The sequence below is a fragment of the Chryseobacterium gleum genome, from assembly GCF_900636535.1.
GTDB classification, from domain to species: Bacteria; Bacteroidota; Bacteroidia; order Flavobacteriales; family Weeksellaceae; genus Chryseobacterium; species Chryseobacterium gleum.
Map to the genome: position 1 here is coordinate 3,021,446 of NZ_LR134289.1, position 24,690 is coordinate 3,046,135.

Annotated in this window: 21 protein-coding genes; 12 read left to right on the plus strand and 9 right to left on the minus strand. The window is 35.5% G+C overall.

All coding sequences use genetic code 11. The annotated features are described in order from the left end of the window. Positions 1-25: 25 nt before the first annotated feature. The 4 genes from EL165_RS13800 to EL165_RS13815 form a co-directional block, all read right to left on the minus strand. Positions 26-1,252: a glycosyltransferase family 4 protein gene (locus EL165_RS13800; RefSeq protein WP_002976235.1), complete on the minus strand. Its 1,227-nt coding sequence runs from the start codon at positions 1,250-1,252 to the stop codon at positions 26-28. Positions 1,253-1,259: 7 nt separating this feature from the next. After that, positions 1,260-1,916: a glycosyltransferase gene (locus EL165_RS13805; protein WP_002976234.1), complete on the minus strand. Its 657-nt coding sequence runs from the start codon at positions 1,914-1,916 to the stop codon at positions 1,260-1,262. A 4-nt stretch (positions 1,917-1,920) separates the two neighbouring features. After that, on the minus strand, positions 1,921-2,718 hold the full coding sequence (locus EL165_RS13810; protein ID WP_002976233.1) for a glycosyltransferase: 798 nt from the start codon (positions 2,716-2,718) through the stop codon (positions 1,921-1,923). A gap of 169 nt (positions 2,719-2,887) precedes the next feature. Continuing rightward, entirely contained in the window at positions 2,888-4,270 is a 1,383-nt protein-coding gene (locus tag EL165_RS13815; RefSeq protein WP_002976232.1) for an MAC/perforin domain-containing protein, read from the minus strand. 486 nt (positions 4,271-4,756) lie between these two features. On the opposite strand from EL165_RS13815, the gene EL165_RS13820 reads away from it, so the two are divergent. The 3 genes from EL165_RS13820 (at position 4,757) to EL165_RS13830 (ending at position 8,254) form a co-directional block, all read left to right on the plus strand. Beyond that, positions 4,757-5,596 carry a hypothetical protein gene (locus EL165_RS13820; RefSeq protein ID WP_126358644.1) on the plus strand — a complete coding sequence of 280 codons (840 nt, stop codon included), beginning with the start codon at positions 4,757-4,759 and terminating at the stop codon, positions 5,594-5,596. A gap of 143 nt (positions 5,597-5,739) precedes the next feature. Beyond that, the gene (gene gltX / locus EL165_RS13825) at positions 5,740-7,248 is read left to right on the plus strand and encodes a glutamate--tRNA ligase (RefSeq protein ID WP_002976230.1); all 1,509 of its coding nucleotides are present in this window, start codon (positions 5,740-5,742) and stop codon (positions 7,246-7,248) included. A gap of 49 nt (positions 7,249-7,297) precedes the next feature. Continuing rightward, on the plus strand, positions 7,298-8,254 hold the full coding sequence (locus EL165_RS13830; protein ID WP_002976229.1) for an acetyl-CoA carboxylase carboxyltransferase subunit alpha: 957 nt from the start codon (positions 7,298-7,300) through the stop codon (positions 8,252-8,254). 72 nt (positions 8,255-8,326) lie between these two features. Here EL165_RS13830 and EL165_RS13835 read toward each other — a convergent pair whose 3' ends face one another. After that, positions 8,327-9,088: a DUF6759 domain-containing protein gene (locus EL165_RS13835; protein ID WP_002976228.1), complete on the minus strand. Its 762-nt coding sequence runs from the start codon at positions 9,086-9,088 to the stop codon at positions 8,327-8,329. Positions 9,089-9,232: 144 nt separating this feature from the next. Between EL165_RS13835 and tsf the strand changes: the two genes are divergently transcribed. The 8 genes from tsf to EL165_RS13875 all read left to right on the plus strand — a co-directional run bounded on the left by tsf (position 9,233) and on the right by EL165_RS13875 (position 20,718). After that, positions 9,233-10,060, plus strand: coding sequence for a translation elongation factor Ts (gene tsf / locus EL165_RS13840; RefSeq protein WP_002976227.1), 828 nt, complete (start codon positions 9,233-9,235; stop codon positions 10,058-10,060). A gap of 241 nt (positions 10,061-10,301) precedes the next feature. Further along, complete coding sequence (locus tag EL165_RS13845; RefSeq protein WP_002976226.1) at positions 10,302-13,124, plus strand: T9SS C-terminal target domain-containing protein; 2,823 nt, start codon at positions 10,302-10,304, stop codon at positions 13,122-13,124. A gap of 213 nt (positions 13,125-13,337) precedes the next feature. Then, positions 13,338-16,739, plus strand: a complete 3,402-nt coding sequence (locus EL165_RS13850; protein WP_041461370.1) for a T9SS type B sorting domain-containing protein — start codon at positions 13,338-13,340, stop codon at positions 16,737-16,739. A 200-nt stretch (positions 16,740-16,939) separates the two neighbouring features. Then, complete coding sequence (locus tag EL165_RS13855) at positions 16,940-17,734, plus strand: hypothetical protein (RefSeq protein ID WP_002976224.1); 795 nt, start codon at positions 16,940-16,942, stop codon at positions 17,732-17,734. Between the two features lie 282 nt (positions 17,735-18,016). Continuing rightward, entirely contained in the window at positions 18,017-18,781 is a 765-nt protein-coding gene (locus tag EL165_RS13860; RefSeq protein WP_002976223.1) for a DUF6759 domain-containing protein, read from the plus strand. A gap of 96 nt (positions 18,782-18,877) precedes the next feature. Beyond that, entirely contained in the window at positions 18,878-19,555 is a 678-nt protein-coding gene (gene trmB / locus EL165_RS13865; protein ID WP_002976222.1) for a tRNA (guanosine(46)-N7)-methyltransferase TrmB, read from the plus strand. A 20-nt stretch (positions 19,556-19,575) separates the two neighbouring features. Beyond that, positions 19,576-20,277 (plus strand): DUF6759 domain-containing protein, encoded by a 702-nt coding sequence (locus EL165_RS13870; protein WP_002976221.1) that lies wholly within the window; start codon positions 19,576-19,578, stop codon positions 20,275-20,277. Positions 20,278-20,286: 9 nt separating this feature from the next. Continuing rightward, positions 20,287-20,718, plus strand: coding sequence for a DUF6759 domain-containing protein (locus EL165_RS13875; RefSeq protein ID WP_002976220.1), 432 nt, complete (start codon positions 20,287-20,289; stop codon positions 20,716-20,718). Between the two features lie 153 nt (positions 20,719-20,871). Here EL165_RS13875 and rpsB read toward each other — a convergent pair whose 3' ends face one another. From rpsB to rplM, 3 genes are all read right to left on the minus strand, one after another. Continuing rightward, positions 20,872-21,633 (minus strand): 30S ribosomal protein S2, encoded by a 762-nt coding sequence (gene rpsB / locus EL165_RS13880; protein WP_002976219.1) that lies wholly within the window; start codon positions 21,631-21,633, stop codon positions 20,872-20,874. Between the two features lie 207 nt (positions 21,634-21,840). Further along, complete coding sequence (gene rpsI, locus EL165_RS13885; RefSeq protein WP_002976218.1) at positions 21,841-22,227, minus strand: 30S ribosomal protein S9; 387 nt, start codon at positions 22,225-22,227, stop codon at positions 21,841-21,843. 6 nt (positions 22,228-22,233) lie between these two features. After that, positions 22,234-22,689: a 50S ribosomal protein L13 gene (gene rplM / locus EL165_RS13890; protein WP_002976217.1), complete on the minus strand. Its 456-nt coding sequence runs from the start codon at positions 22,687-22,689 to the stop codon at positions 22,234-22,236. A 347-nt stretch (positions 22,690-23,036) separates the two neighbouring features. Between rplM and EL165_RS13895 the strand changes: the two genes are divergently transcribed. After that, positions 23,037-24,131, plus strand: coding sequence for a DUF3667 domain-containing protein (locus EL165_RS13895; protein ID WP_002976215.1), 1,095 nt, complete (start codon positions 23,037-23,039; stop codon positions 24,129-24,131). On the opposite strand, the gene EL165_RS13900 is transcribed toward EL165_RS13895, so the two are convergent. Continuing rightward, positions 24,128-24,460 (minus strand): hypothetical protein, encoded by a 333-nt coding sequence (locus tag EL165_RS13900; protein WP_002976214.1) that lies wholly within the window; start codon positions 24,458-24,460, stop codon positions 24,128-24,130. The two genes, EL165_RS13895 and EL165_RS13900, sit on opposite strands and share 4 nt — an antisense overlap. Positions 24,461-24,690: the final 230 nt, after the last annotated feature.

Below are 24,690 nucleotides of genomic sequence, written 5' to 3' on the forward strand. Positions count from 1 at the left end.
ACAGTTCAGTATAAATAACTTATGATCAATTATTATTACTAATTTTCTGATAAATTGCAACCAGTCCATCTGCACTTTTTTTCCAGGAAAACAGCTTAGAGCGCTCCAATCCTTTTTCTGAATATTCTTTTCTCAAATCCTCATCTGCATATAAATTCAGCATTGTTTGCGATAGTGATTCATCATCATCCGGGCTCAGCATAATTCCAGCATCTCCCACGACTTCCGGCAAAGATGAAGTATTAGATGTAACAGTTGCCACACCACACTGCATAGCCTCTAAAGGAGGCAACCCAAAGCCTTCATAAAAAGACATGTAATAAAATGAGTGAGCATGACTATACAAACTGGCAAGATCTTCATCCGGTACCCTTCCTGTAATGATAATTTTATCTTTTAATTCATGTGCATTATTGTACTCATCAAAAATTTTATCATAATCCCACCCTTTAGCACCTACTAGCACCAGCCCTAAATCCTCAATATTATTTTCTTTTATAACTTTAATAAAATTACGGATTACAAAATCTACATTTTTGCGTGGCTCTAAAGTTCCTACACTTAAAAAGTACTTTTCCGGAAGATTATATTTTTCTTTTACCGAGTTAAATTTTTCAGCATTGTCACACACATAAAAAAGAGAGTCTGAGGCTGCCAGTAAATTAACAAATACATGTTCAGGGTTGAGATGAGGCGCGTAATTAAGCAAATCTCTTTTTGTGTTTTCTGAGACGCAGACAGCATATCCATCCTTTCCTATACTTTCTATTATATTTTCTATAAGCGTTGCATTAAAGTGCAGATCCGGGAACATAATTGGTATCAGATCATGGATGGTAACCACTTTTTTTAGATTTTCATACTTCCTGATCTCATTATTAATGGGATAATAAAAAGAATGAAAAATTTCAGCCTGGCTAAAAACCTCTTCAAAATGGATGTTTTTATAATTATAAATTCCCATTTTATAGTAAAAGTGACGGAAAAGCTTTTCTTTTCTAAACGGTAAAAAAGGCCTTCTGTATCTCTGGTTAGCCTTTTTTACTGACAGGGAATTTTCAGAAAAAAAATGATCAATTTCTTTTGTAGAGGTCTCGTTATGAAATACACTCAGGTGAGAATAGAATGCATCTATGCCATTACTCTTAATTAATTCCCGAAAAAAGGCCAAAGTAACCCTGAAAATTCCGGTCCTGTTATCCTTGTAGAAATCTGCTATAACATCTGCGTCTAAAATTACTTTTATACTCATAGGCTATTTATACAATAGTGTCGTAAAAAGAGTTTTGCTGCTCCTGTCTTTTAATTTCTTTAATATGGAGCAGACACATGGAATAATCTGATGCCGGAAGACCTGCAATTTTTTTATAATTACAAAGTTTTTCATGCACCTTATTCTCCCATTTGATACCTCTGTTAAGTTTAAAAATACGATGCTGATAATCCGGAAAATTAATATATCCTTTATCATTTACCTGCCATTTCCAACGCTCTATATGCTCATCGGTAATTCCGTTTACAATATTGATTCTGGGAACCATGAAAACATCTTTTTTCCTTTTTTTAAAGAGATAAGGCTTTATTTCTTCTATCAGGGAAGGTTCAGGGATCTCATCCGCATCAATTTGAAACAAATAGTCTTTAGCGGCAATTTTTATCAGATTATTTTTGAAGGTTGCAAAGTCTCCATCCAGCCGTGCTTCTATCCGGATAATCTTGTTGCCAAATGTATCCAGGATATCTGCAACTTGTTGATTTTTATGAGTAATATCCTGCAGCACAATAACCTCATCATTTTTATCTATGGAGGGGAGCAAAGCATTTAAAAGGCGGGCAATTTCATCAGCTTCGTTATTCACTGTTATACCATAAGAAATGCTTACGATTTTTTTTAATATTTTTCTAATGACTTTCATTTCATTAATTATAAATTATCGGGTAGTTACCTGCAAAGTGAACAAAATAATTTTCTGCAATAATATTTCTTACAAAGTTTTTATATGTTTTTGTAGGAAGCATACAGTATTCATTCTTTTTATAAAAATACTTTTTTATGAATTTTGGAATATTTTTCTCTTCAGCCTCAATCTGATTTCCTTTATTGGTTCCTTTTATTTTATACATAACCTGAACATTAAATTCAGGGGGCAGCGCTTCAAACCATTCATTGATTTGAGAGATATATGCCAAGGGAGTTTCCTCAAAGCTATTCAATTCTCCCTGATTATGTTCAGAAAAATAATAGTCTTTAAATATATCAGCCACTTTCTTTGGGCGAAAAATAAATACTCCTCCATTAATACTTCCCTTTAATAAAGGATGAGTTTCAAAATGCCTATCTGTAAAATATATTTCGGAAGTTTCTTCTAATATTCTTGGGATATGCCCCCATGTCCTGTTAAATTCTTCTGTACCCCTTGGATCAAGGACTGCTCCAAAATATTTATTCTCGGGAAGATATTCAAAAACAGATGGTGCTTTTTCCGATATCATAATATCAAGATCCAAAAACAAAACAATATCGTATTGCCTTGTTTGAGATGGTATCAATAATTTTTGGGATAACAAAGGGCGATAAAAAGTTTCATCCAAAGGCTTGTCAAGAATGATTAAATCTGCTCCACATTTTTGTGCATACCTCTCAAACTGAACCTTACTTTTATTAAATATTTTCTGATATTTTTCTCCAACTATAAAAAGGCATATTGCTTTTTTCATTGATAAATAAATTTATAAGCTACAAAAATACATTTTTAATGATAAGCGCACCGGAAATATTCTTTCAGTGTTCTTTTTACAACGAAAATGTTTCTGAATACTCATTTTATTAATATAAGGAGCCGTCTCAGCTTTGAGACGGCTCCTTTGTAAAATATCAATATTTTATTTAGTATGCGTAGAATTCAATTCCTTCATATACATATCCGGAAGGTCTCACACTTGATCTTGAATAATAATGATCTTTACCATTCCAATATCTGTAGATTGGAACTGTATTAGGCTCCTGAGTAGCAAAAGCGTTAAACTCGATTCCTTCATCTACATATCCCTGGTAATATCCCGGAGTTCTTGTATAATAGTGATCTTTACCATTCCAGTATCTGTAGATAGGAATAGTGTTCGGAGCTTTATATAAGAATGCATTAAACTCTGTTCCTTCAAAAGAATATCCGCTGTAGCTTCCCGGAGTTTTTGTATAATAATGATCTACTCCATTGTAATATCTGTAAATTGGAATTGTATTGAATTCCATGTACACTTTATTGTCAATCAGATACTGATCTACATAAGCCTTAAGCTGAGCTTTTTTAGCAGCATCCTTTACTAGGTCATAAATAATAACCAATCCGTTACTTCCGAAATCTACAAGGACTGAATTGCTCGCATTAGAACTGTTTTGCCAGTTGGAAATGTTAATCTTAGGATTGGTCTGATCAAGATTCAGATCTCCCACAAGCCCTTTTGAAGGATCTCCCCCTCTTGTTTTATAAGCCAATTTTTTAGAATAGTTCATGGATGATTCTGAAGTATTTACATCATTGGTAACATCTACATCAAAGATATCCTTCATTCCTACCTTTACACCAATTCTTGCAGCACGGTCACGGCTCTGACTTCTTGTTTCCGCCTGGAATAAAACATCCAGTTTCGCTCCAGTATAGATATCAACTGCTACGTGTGTTCCATAATCCTGTACAATCTGCTGTGGGGTTTTTGTCTGCAAATCCTGAGCAAATTCCGGGGTCAGGTAATCTCCCAGCATATCTGTAGTAGCATTGAATCTTACTCTTTTTTGTTTAATCGTAAGATTATAGCTTCCGTAGATGTATTTTCCCTCAAACTTATTGTTGGTAGTTACTGCAGAATTGAATCCTACTGAAAGTGTTTTCTTGAACAATGGAATACCGGCAGTAGCGTTGACTTTAGTGGAAACCATCTTAGAATATGATTCTGCATTTTCTCCATATTCTTCGGTGTATTCCTGTGAGAATGTATTTTCGCTGATTAATCTGCTTGCCTGCTCCAATTTAAAACGGTCAATGTCGATCACTTTAAAACCAGCAGCAGTAGCATTGGCATACTCACCGGCAACATTATAACCATGTCCCAGCACATCGTAAATTCCATCTCCTGCGAATTTAGCGGCTGACAAACGATTGGTTTTAGCAGAATTTTCCGGAGTTACTTCAGGATTCAGATCTTCTGAAGAACATGAACTCATAAAAAGCATCAGTAGACTACTGAAGCAAAATAAAATTTGTTTTTTCATAGGTTATTTAAAAGTTTTTGCAAATATAATATTCAACAACGAGTGAAAAAAGGATTAAGCACTGATATATATCATTATTACGTGAATTTAATTTTTAATTAAAATAAGATTAATAAGAATCTGCTACCAGCAATAATCCAAAACTGAAAAGTAAATGGCGAGGTAACTTATCATAAAATTATATTATGCTAAAAAATATTATAAACCATATGTTATTATTACAATATTTTAAAGAAAAAGAACAAAATATCATAACATAGTGAATTTAAAATTATAAACAACCATAATTAAACCCTATTTAATATTGGAAATTTTAAATCTAATTAATCACGAAATAAAGAAATAATTATTATATTCGCACCATTCAAAAAATATGGTACTATAGTTTTAATACGACATTCAAATAAAATAATCAATAAAACAGACATGAAAAGAAAATCTTTCAAATTAACAAATCTTATATTGGCGGTATCAATTGGAGCTACTATGCTTTCTTGCACAAATGACAGCATAGAAAACTCAAATGAAGTTAAAGCAACAGAAAAAGTCTCTGATCTGACTAATAGAATTGGCAAATTCAGACAAGACGAAGAAAAAAGAATTTCGTCTGAATTCAAAAGCTTTACAGCAACCTCACCATCTAACGATGTTGAAAAGAATGCTACCTTTTATCATGATTTAAAGCTAAAATCAGTCTATAAGGAAAGAGAATCTTTTAAATTTACAAGTCTTCAGAATCTGGCAGACGAAATCAACTTTCTTGTATTATTTGATAAAGAAAAAGCAGACAGCTTATTCCAGAAATATTCTAAGTATTTAAGAAAGTCAATCTATACAGTGGAGCCAACACTCGATTATGAAACAGCTATTACTACAGATATTAATGAACTTTCTACTATAAAGTCCGAAACTTCAACAGGAAAATATATAGGAGTAGTTTCAGTGAAAGAAGGCGTTTTATTATCAAATGGAGTATACAATCTTACATGGCATGTGGGTGTTGAGAAGCATAAGGATGACTTAGGACTTACATTTTATCGTAATTTTACTCAAATAGGATCTAATGCATATGTTAATGGCCAATGGGTTCTATATCCTAGTTCAATGAGGCCTGCATTAGATGCTTATGCAAGATTTTATGGTTCAGGCATAGGTGAGATTGAGACACTTGGATTTTTGTCAGATTATGGAAGCGTTATAAGAAATACAGGTGGCAAAAAAGATTATGTTTGGGCTCCTAAAACAGCAAGAATTGGAGGTACATTTACTACCACTGTAAACGGAAATGAATATAAGCTTGAAGGAGCTAGTGATTTCCAATGGTAAACTAAACAATACACATCTAATATAGCAGGTCTTAAGGCCTGCTATATTGTTTTAAGTACTTCTTAAAAAAACTCGTTAAAATTAAGTTCCACAGCACTTTTAAAAACTATAAATTAAGTAAATTTGCAAAAATTTAAATTGAAATGGAGAAAGTAAGAGTACGTTTTGCTCCAAGTCCTACAGGACCGTTACATTTGGGAGGCGTAAGAACCGCATTATATGATTACCTTTTTGCTAAAAACCAGGGTGGTGAGTTTGTATTGAGAATTGAAGATACTGATACCGCCAGATATGTAGAAGGAGCTGAGGAATATATTGAGGAAGCATTAGAATGGTGCGGAATCATCCCTGATGAAAGTCCTAAAAAAGGAGGAAAGTTTGCTCCTTACAGACAATCTGAAAGAAGAGATATCTACGACAGATATACTGAGCAGATCCTGAAAACAGATTATGCTTATATCGCTTTTGATACTGCAGAAGAACTGGATGCCATCCGTGCAGAATACGAAGCCAGAGGTGATGTCTTTTCCTATGATAATAAAACAAGAAACCGTTTGAGAAACAGTCTCGCCCTTTCAGAAGACGAAGTTCAGAGATTGCTGGATGAAAAAATTCCTTATGTAGTACGATTTAAAATGCCTGTGGACAGAGTATTGAATCTTGAGGATATTATCCGTGGGAAATTCTCTGTAAATACAAATACTTTAGATGATAAAGTTCTGGTAAAGAATGATGGAATGCCAACGTACCATTTTGCCAACATTATCGATGACCATGAAATGGAAATATCTCATGTTATCCGTGGAGAAGAATGGCTCCCTTCTTTGGGACTTCATACCTTATTATATGAAGCCATGCAATGGGAAGCGCCACAATTTGCACACCTTTCTTTAATTTTAAAACCTGAAGGAAAAGGGAAATTAAGCAAAAGAGACGGAGATAAGTTCGGATTCCCGGTATTTCCTCTTGATTTTAAAGATCCCGCTACTGGTATAATTTCTAAAGGTTACAGAGAAAACGGTTATCTTCCTGATGCTTTCATCAATATGGTAGCGCTATTGGGGTGGTCTCCGGCAGATGATAAGGAAATTCTTCCTTTGGAGGAAATGATTAAGGAATTCGATCTTCATAAAGTACATAAAGCAGGCGCACGATTCAGTAAAGAAAAAGCGGAATGGTTTAATCATCAGTATATTCAGATGAATTCTGACGAAGAACTTCTTCAGATCCTGAAAAATACAGACCTTGATCTTTCCGGTGTATCTGATGAAAAGTTACTAAAGGTTATTCACCTGATGAAAGAAAGAGCAACTTTCCCTAAAGATATCTATGAAAACGGAAAATTCTTCTTTGAAGCACCAACTTCCTATGATGAAAAGGCTTCGAAAAAAGCATGGAATGATGAAACATCGTCCATTTTAGGTGAATTGGCTTCAACATTTGAATCTGCCGACTTTACTGCTGAAATCCTGAAGCAAACCATGCATGATTTCGCCGAAAATAAAGGATTAGGCATGGGTAAAGTGATGATGCCTTTACGTCTTTCCCTGGTAGGAGAATTGAAAGGACCGGATGTACCGGATATTCTGGAAACCCTTGGTAAAGAGGAAAGTATCTCCAGAATAAACAATGCTATAAATAATTTTAAATAGAATAACCATAATTTTTCATACATTTGAAAGATTTAATTTACTTCAAGAAATGGAATATTTAAGTTTCGAACTTCCTATCAAAGAATTGATGGACCAATACCAGACGTGTTCTTTAGTAGGAGAAGAAAGTGGTGTTGATGTAAAATTAGCATGCAGCCAGATTGAGGATAAGATTTTAGAAAAGAAAAAAGAAATCTATGGAAATCTTACACCTTGGCAAAGAGTACAACTGTCCCGTCATCCGGATCGTCCTTATACATTAGACTACATCCACGGAATGGCAGATAAAGGCAGTTTCTTAGAACTTCATGGAGACAGAAATTTCGCTGATGATCCGGCAATGATTGGAGGATTGATTACCTTGGATGGTCAGAGAGTAATGATCATAGGGACTCAAAAAGGAAGAACGACAAAAGAAAGACAGCACAGAAGATTTGGAATGCCAAATCCGGAAGGATACAGAAAAGCTTTAAGACTAATGAAGCTTGCTGAAAAATTTAATATCCCTGTGGTAACCTTAGTAGATACACCGGGAGCTTATCCTGGATTGGAAGCAGAAGAAAGAGGACAAGGAGAAGCTATTGCAAGAAATATTTTTGAAATGGTGCAGCTGAAAACTCCGATCTTCACTTACATCATCGGAGAAGGAGCCAGCGGCGGAGCACTAGGTATAGGTGTTGGAAATAAAGTATATATGCTTGAAAACACATGGTATACGGTAATTGCACCAGAAAGCTGCTCTTCTATCTTATGGAGAAACTGGGATCATAAGGAAGATGCAGCCAATGCATTAAATCTTACTCCGCAGGACGCATTAAGAGAAAAATTCATTGACGGAATCATTGAAGAACCACTTGGTGGCGCTCATTATGATCAGGAGACAACCTATTTGAACCTGAAAAATTCGATTTTACAAAACATCAAAACTTTCTCCAAATTCACAGGACAGGAGCTTGAAACCCAGAGACAGGACAAGTTCATTGCGATGGGTCAGTTTAAAGGATAAAAATAAAAAGGTTAAGAAAAAATTTCTTAACCTTTTTGCTTTAGTTTTCCTCTATTCTATTAATTAAAAATCCTATTCAATATTCAGTGCAATTTCAATATCCTGGGTGATTTTCTTCAAGGATGAATACTTTGCATCACAAACCATTGTGGTCAGCACATATTCACCTTTATCTACAAGGATAAAATTTTCTCCTTTGGCAGGTACACTGAGATTATAATATTTCTTACCACTTATCTTTACAATAAGATTGCAGGTGGATCTGTTTTTAATATTGATATATGCTTCGTTTTTATTAATATCATTATTAAAAAGGTGTGTAAGCATTGCTGCTGTTCTTTTATTTTCTTCACTGGGTCCAGCTTTAGAAGTACCGGCACTTTTTGCAGAACCTACAGATGCAAAGTTAGTTGTTCTTCTTTCCTCTTTTAAAGCTTCTATAGCAGCTGCTGTATTATTAGAAACAGGTTTCCCATTGGCAGTATATGTTTTATTAGTGGCTATCGTCTTTCCGCTGTTCAATTCATTATTCTTAACAATATTTTCAATTTTTTCCTTACTGATAGGCTTAATGGTTGGTTTTGCTTCAGGGGAATTATCCGCCATAATAATATCAATCAGTTTCCTTTTGAAGTAGTCTGTTTTGGCATGTCCGGGATTCTGTTTTAAAAAGCCGGCAATTACTCTCGCCTCTTTTGAAGTCTCAGCTTCCTGTTCTGTATAGATAATTACGGTTTCTTTCTCAACAACAGCTTTAGATTTTGTTTTTTTCTTTTTTTGGGAAAAACCTAGAGCAAAAATGCATATAAATAGAAGGAAGAAGATTTTTTTCATTAATCAAACCTTTAAAATAGTATTAAATATATTAATAACGTGAAAAGTCATTTTTTAGTTTATCATTAAAATCATTATCTTTGCACTGCTCTAAAATTAAGCTAAAAATTAATACTAATCTTTAAATAAAAAATAATAGATATTATGTCTTATACACCAGTTGCTGCAGACGTAGCTAAATTAAGAAACCAAACAGGTGCAGGTATGATGGACTGCAAGAAAGCTCTAGTTGAAGCTGAAGGAGACTTCGAAAAAGCGGTAGATATCCTTAGAAAAAAAGGACAAAAAGTTGCTGCTAACAGAGCTGACAGAGAGTCTACTGAAGGTGCAGTAATCGCAAGAGTAAACGAAGACAACACTTTAGGTGCTGTAATTTCTTTAAACTGTGAAACTGACTTCGTTGCTAAAAATGAAGCGTTCATTGAGCTAGCTTACGAACTAGCTGAAATGGCAATCTTCGCAGCTACTAAAGAAGAACTTTTAGCTACTGACTTCCACGGAATTACTGTTGCTGAGAAATTAGTTGAGCAAACAGGAGTTATCGGTGAGAAAATTGAAATCGGTTCTTTCGAAAGAATCCAGGGAGCTTTCTTAGGAGCTTATATCCACGCAGGAAACAAAATTGCTGCTATTACTTCTCTTTCTGCTAAAGTAGACGGAGCTGAAGAAGCTGCTAAAGCTGTTTCTATGCAGGTTGCTGCAATGAACCCAATTGCTCTTGACGAAAACGCTGTTTCTCAGGAAACTATTGACAGAGAACTAGAGATCGAAAGACACAAACTTACTGAAGAAGGTAAGCCTGCAAACATTATCGATAACATCCTTAAAGGTAAAATGCAGAGATTCTACAAAGACAACACTTTGGTACACCAGGATTTCATTAAAGACGGAAGTATCTCAGTTGCTGATTATGTAAAATCTGTAAACGCAGACTTAAAAGTAACAGGATTTGTAAGAGTAAGCTTAGCTTAATCAATCTTTCCAAAAAAATATTGAATCCCGGTGAATTCACCGGGATTTTTTATTCTAAATACCTTTATAATTATAACAATTCAGCTTATATATTATGACCAAGCAAACTTCAAATTACCAGTTTCATACCCAATATAGCTTTTAGTTAAAAATTGAGGGTATTTTTTTAACATTTATTTAAATTTTATTAAAAGTAATTCATTTTTTATTTTATTTTTGTAGAAATCCTAATTCCATACACATGAAAAGATTTCTACTCAGTCTGGTATTAATTTTTTTGACAATTAATACACTCTTTGCACAAAGGGATACCGAGCATTGGATTGCTCCTTATTATGACAGTTACGGAAGCTATACCAACATGATATATCTTTCTACTGACTCGCCTACACCTTTTGATGTGATAATCTACAACAATAACGCTCCTATTACTACAGTTACGATCAGCAAAGGTAACCCACAAACCTATAAGGTTGCCAACGGCCTTATTTCTACAGGTTCAACAACTGATGCTTTTACTGTTATCAATAAGGGACTCTATCTGAAAGGAGCAAAACCATTCTACTGCAGTTTAAGACTTGCTCAGGATATACACGGGGAGGTTATTACCAGCAAAGGAAAGGCAGGAATTGGGAAAACTTTTTTTGTTGCTCAAAGTCCTAATACTGATACCAGCAGTTTTTACAATTTTACTGCCGGCATCCTGGCTACTGAAGATAATACTAATGTCACTGTAACATGGAACCCTACTGCCGGAGTAGTTTTTATCAACGGAACTCCAACCAGCAATTCTCATACCTTTACATTACAGAAAGGACAATCTTTCATTTTTGCAGGCTCTGGAACGCAATCTGCTAACAAAACAGGATTCATGGGAGCCAAAGTGGTTGCAGATAAGCCTGTAACTCTTACCAATGGAAGTTGCAACGGTAACTTCTCAACCCCAACATCCGGTACAGATCCTATTCTGGATCAATCAGTTCCGGTTGATAGGCTTGGCAATACATTCGCAATGGTAAAAACCAGATCTACAGCTCCTAACCTGAACATGGAAGGAGGACTTATTATTGCTACTGAAGATAACACGGAAGTTTATTTAAACGGTGGAACCACTCCTGTTGCAACACTTGCATCGGGACAATGGTATAGAATCAATGAAACAAGCTATGTAAGCCAAGGTACTGGACATTCCAATATGTTTATTTCAACTACCAAGAATGTATATCTTTACCAGTTTATAGGAATCGGATCAAATGCTGCAACCAACGGATTCAACTATATTCCGCCATTAAACTGTTTCTTGCCGAGAAAAATTGATGAAATCGGTAAAATTAATGAGATGCCACTTGGTCCAGGCGGAGCAAGTACTACACAAGGAGACTTAATCGTAAAATTAAATATTCTAACTGAAGCGGGCGCCACTGTATTAGTAAACGATGTTCCTCCCCTTGCTACAGACGGACCATTTCCATTAACAGGAAACAGTAATTGGGTTACTTATGGAATAACAGGAGTAACAGGAAATATTAAAATTAATTCCACAAAAGCTGTAACAGCAGGGATCAATGGGGGGTATAGTACAGCAGGGTACGGAGGATATTTTGCCGGATTCTCATCCATTCCTGTTATCGCCAAGAAAGCAGGAGAATGTGTTCCGGGAATTATTCTGGAAGTAGATGACGGATACGAAACATACCAATGGTACCGTGACGGAGTAGCTATTCCTGGAGCAACTACTTATACTTACACACCTACACAGTCAGGAAACTATACCGTAAAAGTAACAATGGGTACGTGTCCACCTGTGACAACTCCAATCTATAAAGTACAAACCTGTTTAAAAGAAACAACTCAGGCATTAAATGCTTGTTCTACAAAAATTATAACTCCTACATTTACTTCTTCCACACAAACGGTGGTTCCAAGTACAGTAGTAATTTTAACCCCTCCTACGAAAGGAACAGCTGTAGTGAATCCAAACGGAACAATCACTTATACACCTAATCCCGGATATTTAGGCCCGGATAAAATAGTTTATAAATTCTGCGGAAACTCAGTTGAGTTTACCGATTGTGAACAGGTGACGTTAAACCTTACTGTAGTACCATTCATTGTTACGGATACATCCATTAAAGCTTGCTGGTATGATGTGGCACCTTATGCTTATTTCGATCTTACGAAAGCTAAGGTAACAGACTATAACGCTGTTGTAAAAAAATATTATCGTACCCTGAATGATCTTACTGCAGGGATCAATGAAATTACCACTCCGGAAAACTTCCCTTCAACAGGAGGATTTGTATATGTAAAAGTAACCACTGCTGAAGGATGTACCGCAAATGCGAAAATTGAACTGATTGTACTTCCTATCAAAAAGTCACCGGTACTTGTAGATCAGTATATCTGTATGGACGCAAAAACTAATCTGGATGCCGGTCCAGGATACGATTCATACCAATGGAGCACTGGTGCTACCACTTCAGGCATCAGAGATGTAGGTGTTGGAGAATATACAGTAATTCTTGGTAAAAGCGGATGTTTCCTTACACAGACAGTAAAAGTTAAAAAAGTGGAAGATCCGGTAATCCAAACTGTTGAGATCAACAACAATACAGCAACTGTAATTGTCAACGGCGGTAAAGCTCCTTACAAATATGCAGTTGACGGAACTGCTAACTGGCAGGATTCAAATACTTTTACGGGTTTGACAAGAGGACAGCATACTTTTTATGTAAAAGATTTTTATAACTGTACCCCTATTGCTGTAGAACTTACCATTCCTAATCTGTTAAATGCTATTACTCCTAATGGGGATAACGTAAATGATTACATTGATTACAGTGAGCTTGCTTATAAAGAAAACCTAAGCTTTGTAGTGTATGACAGATACGGAAATATGGTATTCACCGGAAACAGATTCAATAACTACAGATGGGACGGAAAACATTTTGATAAGAAATTGGGAACAGGAACATACTGGTATCATATTACATGGAATGAATCTAATAAGGAGAAGACTCCAATAAAATATACGGGTTGGATCCTTGTTAAGAACAGAGAGTAATAATTAGTTTAAAACTATATTTAATAAGCTGCGATTGTACAATCGCAGCTTATTTTATTTTATCTCTAAATTTATTTTTTAGATAGTGCAAAAACAAAAAAATAATATAGATTTAATTTATTTTTAACTGCAATTTCGAAATCATTTTTTTTATGCTGTTTTCAAAAATTTAATACTTTTTATTACTAAATTTGTGATAAAGACTACCGCTGAATGAAAAAAATTTTATCTTTTTTGTTTATGTTTTGCATTTTCACCTCTGCTTTTTCCCAATTGGACAGAGAGCATTGGTTTGCCCCCATGATAGACAGAACAGTTTCATCCACTCCCTATCAGAAGTTGTATTTATCTACCAACAGAACAACTCCTTTTCCAGTAAGTATTTATAACAATAATGTTCTGATCGGAACCGTTAATATCAGTAAAAATAACCCGCAGAAATTTGATGTATTAAGGAATTATATTATCACCAAACTGCAGACGGATTTATTTACACCAACAACCAAAGGATTATACCTTAAGGCAGAATTTCCTTTTTATGCCAATTTAAGATTTTCAGTCTTCAATCATGCAGAAATAATTACTTCCAAAGGAATTCCCTCCACAGGGCAAAAATTCTATACAGCTTCTGCTCCTATCACTGTGAGCAATGGTATTCTGAACTTTATGACCAGTGTACTCGCAACTGAAGATAATACAACTGTTACCATTTCCGGATATAGCCCTACTGTTCAGTTTTCAAACGGAATGACCGGAGCTACGAATCCGACAATAACTTTTACTTTAAATAAAGGACAATCATACATTATTGACGGGATCGGCAATATAGCCGGAAACTCTGACGGCTTTATTGGTTCAAAAATCACTTCAAATAAGCCCATTAATGTCACTAATGGAAATTTTAACGGACAATATGCAGGAAACTTTCCATCCAGTTCAGATATTTTAATGGACCAGTCAGTACCTGTCAACAGGCTGGGAAATGAGTTTGCTCTTGTAAAGGGCAACGGCCCGATTGGTTCTCACATGGAAGGAGCCATTGTAATTGCTACTGAAAACAATACTCAGATCTTTGTCAATAATGAAATTCTTCCTATAGCAACTATAAATGAAGGAAAATATTTTGTTATTCCTGATTCCAAATATACTCTTCAGGGAAACGGACATTACAATTTATACCTGAAGACATCTAAAAACGCTTATGTTTATCAAATTTTAGCAGGAGCTTCGAATACAGGAAACGAAACAGCTACCGGAGGATTCAATTTTATTCCGGCTTTGAACTGTTACCTTCCGAAACAGATTAATGAACTGGGACTTATCAATGAAAACTTTGTTCATTCCAATGGGAATCCCGGGGGAATTCTGAACATTCCAACAAAACTAAATATTATTACTGAAAGAGGAGCTAACCTTACAGTAAACGGCACCAATCCTCCTGCATTTACCGGACCTTATAATATGACAGGTACCACCAACTGGGTTACTTACGGGATCCCCAATGTAGCAGGGAATATTACTATAGTTTCAGATAAAGCAATTATGGCAGGAATTACTGCTGGCAGTGATGCTGTAGGATACGGAGGTTTTTTTGCAGGTTTTCCAACGCAGCCCGTTATTTTACAATCTGGTAGCGGTTGTATTCCCGGAGTAGTCCTTACTGTGGACCCGCTCATCTATGATACCTACCAATGGTACAGAAACGGGGCTATTATTCCCGGAGCCACTACTTCTTCTATCACTCCTACATTACCGGGGTATTATACCTGCTCTGTAACGATGGGTAGTTGTGCTCCTTTAGTCACTGAACAGTTTAAAATTCTGAATTGCACAAAATTATCCAATATTTCATACAACGTCTGTAATGCAAAAACTATAATTCCTGCATTCAGTAGTTCATCACAAACTCCAGATCCCGGCACTGTAGCAATTACAACAGCTCCTTCACTAGGTACGATTGCTATAAATCCTGCTACAGGCGCTATTACTTACACTGTTAATAATCCCAGTACAACAGGAACAGATACATTTACATATACATTCTGCGGAAATGACCCTGACTTTCCGGATTGTGAAACAGTAACTGTAACCATCAATATTCAGACTCTTTCAGTAACGAATGCAGCATTACATGCCTGTGATATCAACGGACAGGGAACCTTTGATCTGACTACAGCAAATGTTAGCAGCAGTTCTCCTGTTACCATTACATATTATCCTACACTTGTAGATGCTCAGAATGAAAATGCTGCAGCATTAATAACCAATGCAACAGCTTACACTGCCCCTAATGGTACGATTATATACGCAGTTGTAAATAACAATATTGGCTGTAAAAGTATTGCGCAGATAACATTATCTCTTTTCAATAAAGCTATTATTCTGGACAATTACAACGGGGTTTTCTGTGATGATAATCTGGACGGAACAGTGACTGTTACACTTTCCAACATTACCCCTATTGTACTTAATAATCCAAATTATTTTACCAATGTAAGATATTATGCAAGTATGGCAGATGCTAACGCCGGAAACAATAATACACTTCCCAACAACTGGAGCTACACGGCTACTACGACAATTTACATCAGAGTAGATTCTCCGGATGGATGTGCTTCTGTCATCAAGCCATTACAGTTGAGTATCGGGGCAAAGCTAACATTGATTACCCAAAACGTTACAGAAAGTACCTGTGATGATGACCTGGATGGAATAAAAAGTGTCAATTTAGCTCAATTTATTCCTCAGTTTACATTGGATCCGGGTGTTACGTTCACTTTCCATGCTACTTTAGCAGATGCTCAGAACAATGTAAATGCGGTTTTATCACCTGTTAATATTACAAATTCACAGACTTATTATATCCGTTTTGAAAAAAATGGGGTTTGCCCTGAAGTAGGTACACTTAAAATAAACATTAAAGTGCCTAAAAAATCGGATATATTAAAAGATAAAACTATTTGCCCTAACACCACTACGAAACTTGATGCCGGACCTGGCTTTGAAAGATACCTGTGGAGTACAGGTGCTACTACGCCTTCTATTAACAATGTTCCTCCGGGAAGTTATTGGGTAGAACTCACCTTTAATGGCTGCGTATATAAGCAATATGTAAACGTTACAGAATTACCCCTTCCTGTCATAACATCTATTGAGATTGACGGAACAACAGTAAAAGTTGGGGTAAGTGGAGGCACACCTCCTTATCAATATTCATTGGATGGTGTGGTTTGGCAAAGTTCCAATGTATTCTATAACGTTCCCAGAGGAGCTCACAATGTATTTGTAAAAGATTCCAGAATGTGTGAAGATGTTAAGAAATCATTTGCTGTCATTAATCTGATTAATACAATTACACCGAACGGAGATGGCTATAATGAAGCAATAGATTATTCTGAATTAATGAAGAATGAAAATCTGGTATTCCGTATTTTTGACAGATATGGTGCGGAAGTCTTCAGAGGGACTCGAGAAAACAGATATACCTGGGACGGAAGAGTTGGTGGCAGATATGTTCCTACAGCAAATTATTGGTATTTTATCACCTGGACAGAATATGGCTCTACCCTCTTGGTAAAATACTCGAGCTGGCTGTTGGTAAAACACAGACAATAGCAAAAAAGTTGGAAGAAAGCGTAAAGTATTTCAATTGCTTTTTCTTCCGGCTTTTTTACTTAAATCTTCCATTTTTTAAATGAATGGTAAATTTCTAACACTCCTTAACAATTAAATCCCAAAGTTTAATATAACTTTAACCACTATTCTTAATCTAATAAGGTAGAATTGCTTTATTTCTATGTAATTTTGCGCATTATATGAAGAAACTGTTTACTCTACTGCTATTGGTTTTTCTGGCAAAAATTAATGCACAAATATATTCCGGTGAGGTATTTTTGAGAGACAACTCTATTTTATATCTCAATCAGGTCTATGTCACAAACCTGAATACACAGAAAACCGTTCTTACGGACTACAACGGTAATTTTAATATTCCTGCCAACGCAGGGGATGTGATCCGGTTTACCTCTATTGTTACTGAAAGAAAAGATATTAAGCTGACTCCTCAGTTAATGCAACAAAAAAACCTTGTTGAGCTTAAAATCGCGTATTATGAAATTCAGGAAATCGTTCTCAGCAGGTTCAAACCTACAGGGAATCTTCGCTATGATGTGAACGCTTTAAGAAAAGAAGACAAAGCATATGCGCTTAAGAAAGTTATTGGCCTTCCCGAGCCGAAAGGTGACGGAACACCACCTGAACTTCCTGTAGCCGGGCTGAGAGACGGAGGTCTTACCTTCAGTCTTGAAAGTATTTATGACATCCTTTCCGGAGAAAGAAAGAAAAAACAACGTTATCAGGCTTACGAAAGAATGAATAGCTCTGTTGCACAGATTAAAAATTACCTTGGAAAAGATTATTTTGCGAAATTTAAAATTCCTGAAAATCTGATTGATAACTTCCTTCAGTTTGTTTATACATCTGAAAATATTCAGGCTTATGTATTGGCGGGCAATTTTGAAGCGATTAAAATTCCTATTGAAAAATATCTTCCGATCTATCAGAAAAGACTTAGGAGTTCTCATCTTCAAGAGGTTGTAAGCAGCAACTAAAAATTCAGATCAAATAATAATTAAATAATCCATGTCAACACATGGATTATTTTTTTTCGAATATCCGAAAAATGTCTTCCAATAGCCATTCGCAATGTTTTCAATATGAATTATTCAACTTTTACCACATATAATTCTTCATTATTCAAAAATATGTTTAATTTTATCTCACAAACATGTGTTTAAAAATAAAAACACAGGATATTTCGTTATCCAATAAAACTAAACAACCAAAACACAAATTAAAGGAGGAGCACCGAATTCCTAATTAAATATTAATTAATGAAAAAAGTACTTTTACTTCTTAGCTGTATGTTTTTATTTACTGTGTCTGCTCAAAAAAAAGGGAAAGACTACAGTGATATTCTGAAAAGTAAAAATATCTATGAGATCAATGCCTTTCTAAGAGACGCTCATCCTGATGATCCCCGAAGATCCGTTCTGAAACCCAGGGTTATGGAAATGATGAGAGAATACATCAAAAACGCACATCCTGCTGATCAGAAGGTAAAAGATATGCAGGAAATGCTTGCTATGCTGAAAAGAAGGCCTTCTACAAAGATTACCTTTGATGAAATGAACGCCATCATCAAACAAAAACAGATTGCAAAATATAAGGCTGAATTAGCAGCAAAACAACCCACTACTGTCTATACTCCAAGTAATGCCCAGAATACATTTGTTGTAAATGCAACAGCTAATACAGCGATTCCCAATGCAGAAGCTGAAGAATTCAATATGCTGATGGCAGTGTCCCCGGTAGAGCACAAAAACAGAACCGTAAAAATCCTCAATTCTCTATTCAATAATGATCCTAATGCCAAGGAATGCATTGTCATGATTCAGAATAAATCAGACTGCAATATCATTGTTAGGATTGAAGGCGTGGGAACCACCAAGTACAGGCTGGCAGTTCCGGCTCAGGGTGAAGGTTCTATTGTTATTGAAAAAGGCCAGTATCTTTTCTCCAGTCTGGTTTGCGGAGCTCAATATGCTTCACAAAAAACCATTGAAAGACCAATTATGGTAGCGTTAGGAAGCCATTAATCTTAATTTTAACTGAAGTATCTTCCTGTCTTTTACCTTCAAAAGACAAAGATTCTCCATAAATTTTTAGTATTTTTGCACTCATTTTATAACTCAATGGGCAAGAATAAATTAGCAAGATTTGCAGAAAACAAAATATTACCAAATGTAATCCAACCTACAAGAGAAGATGCCTTAAAAGGATTCGAACTCAGAGGAAAATGGAGAGAAAACTTTTTTAAGAACGACAATCCAATCGTTTTGGAATTAGGATGTGGAAAGGGCGAATATTCTGTAGGACTCGCAAAAGCATTTCCTGAGAAAAACTTTATCGGAATTGATATCAAAGGGGCAAGATTCTGGTTCGGCGCTAAAGAAGCTGTAGAAAACAATATGAATAACGTTGCTTTCCTGAGAACCCAGATTGAACTTGTTGACTATTTCTTTGCTGAAAATGAAGTGGATGAAATCTGGATTACGTTTCCTGATCCACAGATCAAATTCAAAAGAACAAAACACAGATTAACTCATCCTGACTTTTTGAACCGATATAAAAAATTTCTGAAGCCTGGTGGTATCATCCATTTGAAAACAGATTCAGAGTTTTTACATGGCTATACATTAGGTTATTTACAGGGAGCCGGCTATGAAATCATCAGTGCTCATCACGACATCTATGGAGCTCCGGAGTATGACCCGAACACCGAACATCTGAGAGATATCAAAACATATTATGAAGAACTTTTCTCAGCCAAAGGAAAAACCATTACTTACATCAAATTCCGGATAAGCTGATGATATAAAAATAACAATTGATGAAAAGAAAACGTTTAATCGTATTATTTTTAATCTTCACATTTCTGTTCCCCAACCTGATATCTGCACAGAAAAAAAGAAATAAAGACATTCTGAAAAGCATTGATATCAAAGAAATTGAAGAGTATATTAAGAATACGCACCCTGATGATCCGAAGAAAAGCGTACTGAAGCCCAAGCTTATTGCCTTAAAAAATGCAGAATGGACCAAAGGTGCCCGTACAGCCAAGCCTATGGAAGCAAGGCCTGTTATCTCCGATATTCCTAAAAACATCATGAGAAATCCTAATTCAGATGATGCTGAAGAGTTTAAAAAACTTATCGCAGAAACTTCTTCTGAACATAAGGAAAAGACAGTGAAGCTTCTGAACGCAATGTTCAATGAAGATATTACACGAAAGGAGGCTATACTCTTATTTAAAAATAATTCGGATTGTAATATTGTATTACGGGTTGAGGGAAAAGACTATTATAACCTCGCTGTTCCTGCACACGGAGAAAATTTTATTGTAATCAATAAAGGTTCATATACCCTAAGCAGTAATATCTGTGATATAAAATATTTCTCCCAGAAAGATATTAAAAAAAGTATATTTGTAACGGTTGACAGCCCGAAAACGGCAGAAATAGAAAACAGCACAACCGAAAAGGATGAAGTTCAGAACAAGAAGCCATCAAACAAAAGAAAAATCAAAAAATAAAATAGTAGTATGAAAAAGCTATTAGTTTTTGCCGGATTTTCAGTGATTCTTGCCGGCTGTAATGTAAATTACGGCGGTTATCCCGGAAGAACATCCTACGGTAATTCAACAGGTAACAGAGCCAATACAGAACGAGAATATAATGAACTCATAAAGACCTACAAACCGGAAACAGCTGAAGTTCTTAACGATCTTCTTAACAATGATGATCCACAGAATCCCAGAACTTCTATTTCGGTTGAAAATAAATCGCCATGTAATATGGTACTTACAATAAGCGGGGGTAATTTTTTCAAGAAAATCCCTATCGGTGCAGGGAAGATTGGATACACGATGGTTCCTAAAAATCAAAACTACAGATTATCCGGAGTTTTATGTAACTCAACGTACCAATCTACAAAATTCATAACCACTTCTTATTCTATAAAGCTTTCAAACTAAATACAACCTGCAGGATTCTGCAGGTTTTTATTTTTAATGGAATATTAAACCAATACATCTAATGTACTCTAAGACGGCCTGTAATCCGATATAAAAATAAAAAAACGCTGGATTTCGATCCAGCGTTTTTCCTATATTAAAGAAAATCTTCAATTATTCTGCATCGAAATCAGCATCTGTATCAGCAGATACTTTTTCTCCTTCTTCTTTAGATTTTTCTTTATCAGCTTTTCTTTGAGACTGACCTTCTTTGATAGATTCAGAAACTACGCTAAGGATCATATCAATAGACTTAGAAGCATCATCGTTTCCTGGGATAACGAAGTCAACTTTTCTTGGGTCAGAGTTTGTATCAACGATACCGAAAACTGGAATACCTAATTTCTTAGCTTCAGTTACCGCGATGTGCTCTCTTAAGATATCAACTACAAATACAGCAGATGGAAGTCTAACCATGTCAGCGATAGAACCTAAGTTCTTCTCTAGGTTAGCTCTTTGTCTGTCAACCTGTAATCTTTCTTTTTTAGATAAAGTTTCGAATGTACCGTCTTTTTTCATTTTGTCGATAGCATTCATCTTCTTTACAGCCTTTCTGATAGTAACGAAGTTCGTTAACATACCACCTGGCCATCTTTCTGTAATATAAGGCATATTAAGTTCAGAAGCGTGTTTTGCAACAACTTCTTTCGCCTGCTTCTTAGTAGCTACGAAAAGAACTTTTTTACCTGCAGAAGTTAATTTTTCTAAAGCGTTGCAAGCTTCATCCAATTTAACTGCTGTTTTATGTAAGTCTACAATGTGAATACCGTTTTTCTCCATAAAAATGTATGGAGCCATATTTGGGTTCCACTTTCTGGTCATGTGACCGAAGTGTACGCCAGCCTCTAAAAGGTCTTTTACATTTGCTTTTGCCATGTTTTCTGTTTTTGTTAGTTTACTTTCCGTCTTTTAAACAATCAACAACTTCTTTAGATGGGAGAAGCGTTTGGATGCTAAACGTAACGGGCAATTGGCGGTCTGCTTTTTGCTTTTGGCAATGGGCTTTTCGCCGAGATTAAGTTTAAAAAAAATTTAATACATTCCTGTAGCCAATAGCCATAAGCCATCTGCCAACGAGAAATCTTAACGTTTTGAGAATTGGAATCTCTTTCTTGCTTTTTTCTGACCTGGCTTCTTTCTTTCCACCATTCTTGCGTCTCTTGTAAGTAAACCAGCTGGCTTCAATGCTAATCTGAACTCAGCGTTGATTTCGCATAAAGCTCTTGAAATACCTAATCTGATAGCTTCTGCCTGACCTGTATTTCCACCACCGAATACGTTTACGGTAACGTCATACTGACCAACAGTCTCAGAAAGGATGAACGGTTGGTTTAATTTGTAAACCATTACATCTGTAGAGAAATATTCTTTAGCGTCTTTACCGTTTACTGTAATAACACCAGAACCTGGTTTTACATAAACTCTAGCTACAGAAGTTTTTCTTCTTCCGATTTTGTGAACTATAGACATAATTAATTATTTAAATTCGTTAACATTAATTGTTTTAGGCTGTTGAGCTTCATGTTTGTGCTCAGTTCCTTCATATAAATAAAGGTTCTTAAGGATAGCAGCTCCTAATCTGTTTTTAGGTAACATCCCTTTTACAGACTTCTCTAATACCTTTAAAGAATCTTTCTTTTGAAGTTCAGCCGCAGTCATAGACTTCTGTCCACCAGGATATCCTGTATGCCAGATATAAGTCTTATCAGCCCACTTGTTTCCGGAAAGTGTAATTTTCCCAGCATTCAAAACGATTACGTTATCACCACAATCTACGTGAGGTGTGTAGTTCGTTTTGTGCTTACCTCTCAAAATCTTTGCAACCGTAGAAGCTAATCTACCTAACGGCTGTCCTTCAGCGTCTACCACAACCCATTCTTTATTAGCAGTAGCTTTGTTCGCTGAAACAGTTTTGTAACTTAATGTATTCACACGTTTTAGTTAAAGATTAAACATAATTTACCCCTAAAAGGGTGTGCAAAGGTACAAATTATTTTTGTAACCCAAAAACATATTTTATTTAATCTATATATTATTAGCTATATACCCCAGTATCAATAGATTTTAACATTATTTACAGCTTTGGCATAAATCTTGCGAACTGATGGGCGATGAAAAAACACTTTCGAAGATTCTGAAAGCACAATGAACCAGCAAAGAGTTTATTCCCTCAACTCTTTCTTTTATTAAATTTACTTTAACGTTCTCTTTAAAATCATCCCATATCATTATATTTTCACTGAAATAATTATATTTGTGACAATCATATTCCATAATTCATGAGCCACGGAAAACTACGAGATGATAAAACCTGTCTTAACTGCGGACATCAGGTTGAAGAAAGGTTTTGCCCCCACTGCGGGCAGGAAAACATTGAAAGCAGACAGCCGTTTCATTTTCTTTTTACTCATTTCATAGAGGATTTCACCCATTATGACGGACAGTTCTGGAAAACTATACAGTATCTTTTTACCCGTCCCGGCAAACTTACGAAGGAATATCTGGCAGGAAAAAGACAATTGTATGTAGCACCTGTAAAACTATATATTTTCATAAGTTTTATTACGTTCTTTCTTCCCAATCTTATACCTCATGCCAAAGAGGAGGCAGAGAAACCCAGCTCTATTAAAACAGAAGTAAAAGCAGAAAAGCAAAAGAAAATCTCTAAAGACGTTGTAAAAGATTTGCAGAAAGGAGGTCTGTTATCTCATGAAACAGCTGCTGCAGCACAAAAAACGCTGGATACTTTAAAGATAAAAGACGAACAGGAAAAGGATGAGCTTTTTGACAGTACATTTGATACTAAAGAAGCATCCATTATGAAAGCCTACACGATGAAGCAATATGATTCTATTCGTGCTAAAGATAATACTGGCATCTATACATTGATGCGTCCCATTGCAAATAAAGTATTTGATCTAAAAGAAGAGGGATATAGTAAACATCAGATCTGGGAAAAATATAAGGAAAACTTCATCCATACTATTCCAAAAGCACTTTTTGTGTACCTCCCGATATTTGCATTCTTTTTATGGCTGTTCCATAATAAGAGAAAATGGTGGTATTTTGATCATGGGATTTTCACCCTTCATTATTTCTCCTTTCTCTTATTAGGAGTGCTGATGTTTATCGTAGGAGAAAAAATCACAAGTTTCCTACCGGACAATAGTATACTTACCTTACTATATGTTCTGACATGTCTGGCGCTGGCTACTTATATGACGATCTATTTCTTTGTAGCGCACCACAGGGTATATGAAACAAAAAAAAGAATAAGTATACTGAAAGGCTCCTTATTATTTATTGTTAATTATATCGGATTGCTTCTGATGTTCCTGGTGCTGATGTATCTGAGCTTTATTATGCTGCACTAGTTTCTAAGAGATTTATTACCTCTGAAACTTGCAAATAAATAATAGGCAACGAAAACTGTTGAAAACTTCAGAATAGAAGGGATTGCCAGTTCAAGCGTAAAAATCAATGTTCCTAAAAGAACCAGAAGCCCCATTGCCACAAATGAAAGGCCTAATTTCTTTGGCAGCGTAAAATCAGGAGTATCCAGATAATAAGCAATTCCCCAGGCTGAGCCAAAGGCAAAGGCATAGTAACTATCCAGTCCGATGTTTTCAGAACTTAAAAAGAAATAATTGATAAGGAAACTTACTACGGTTCCCAGGGCGAAATACATCAAAGCTTTTTGCATGTCTGTAGAAATATTCTGCAAAAGTAGAGAATTTAAACGGGCTATGGAATCGTTGTAAATATTTTAATAAATGAATTAAAAGCAGATTTCATAAACTGATAAAGCAAAATCGGTTAACTTCATCATATTAAATAAATAGTACCCAAAGAGGTAATTGACAACCAGTGCTATAAACCATAAATTTGAAGTAATCAAAACTAAAATTTCTTCCTCATTTTAAGATAGGATTT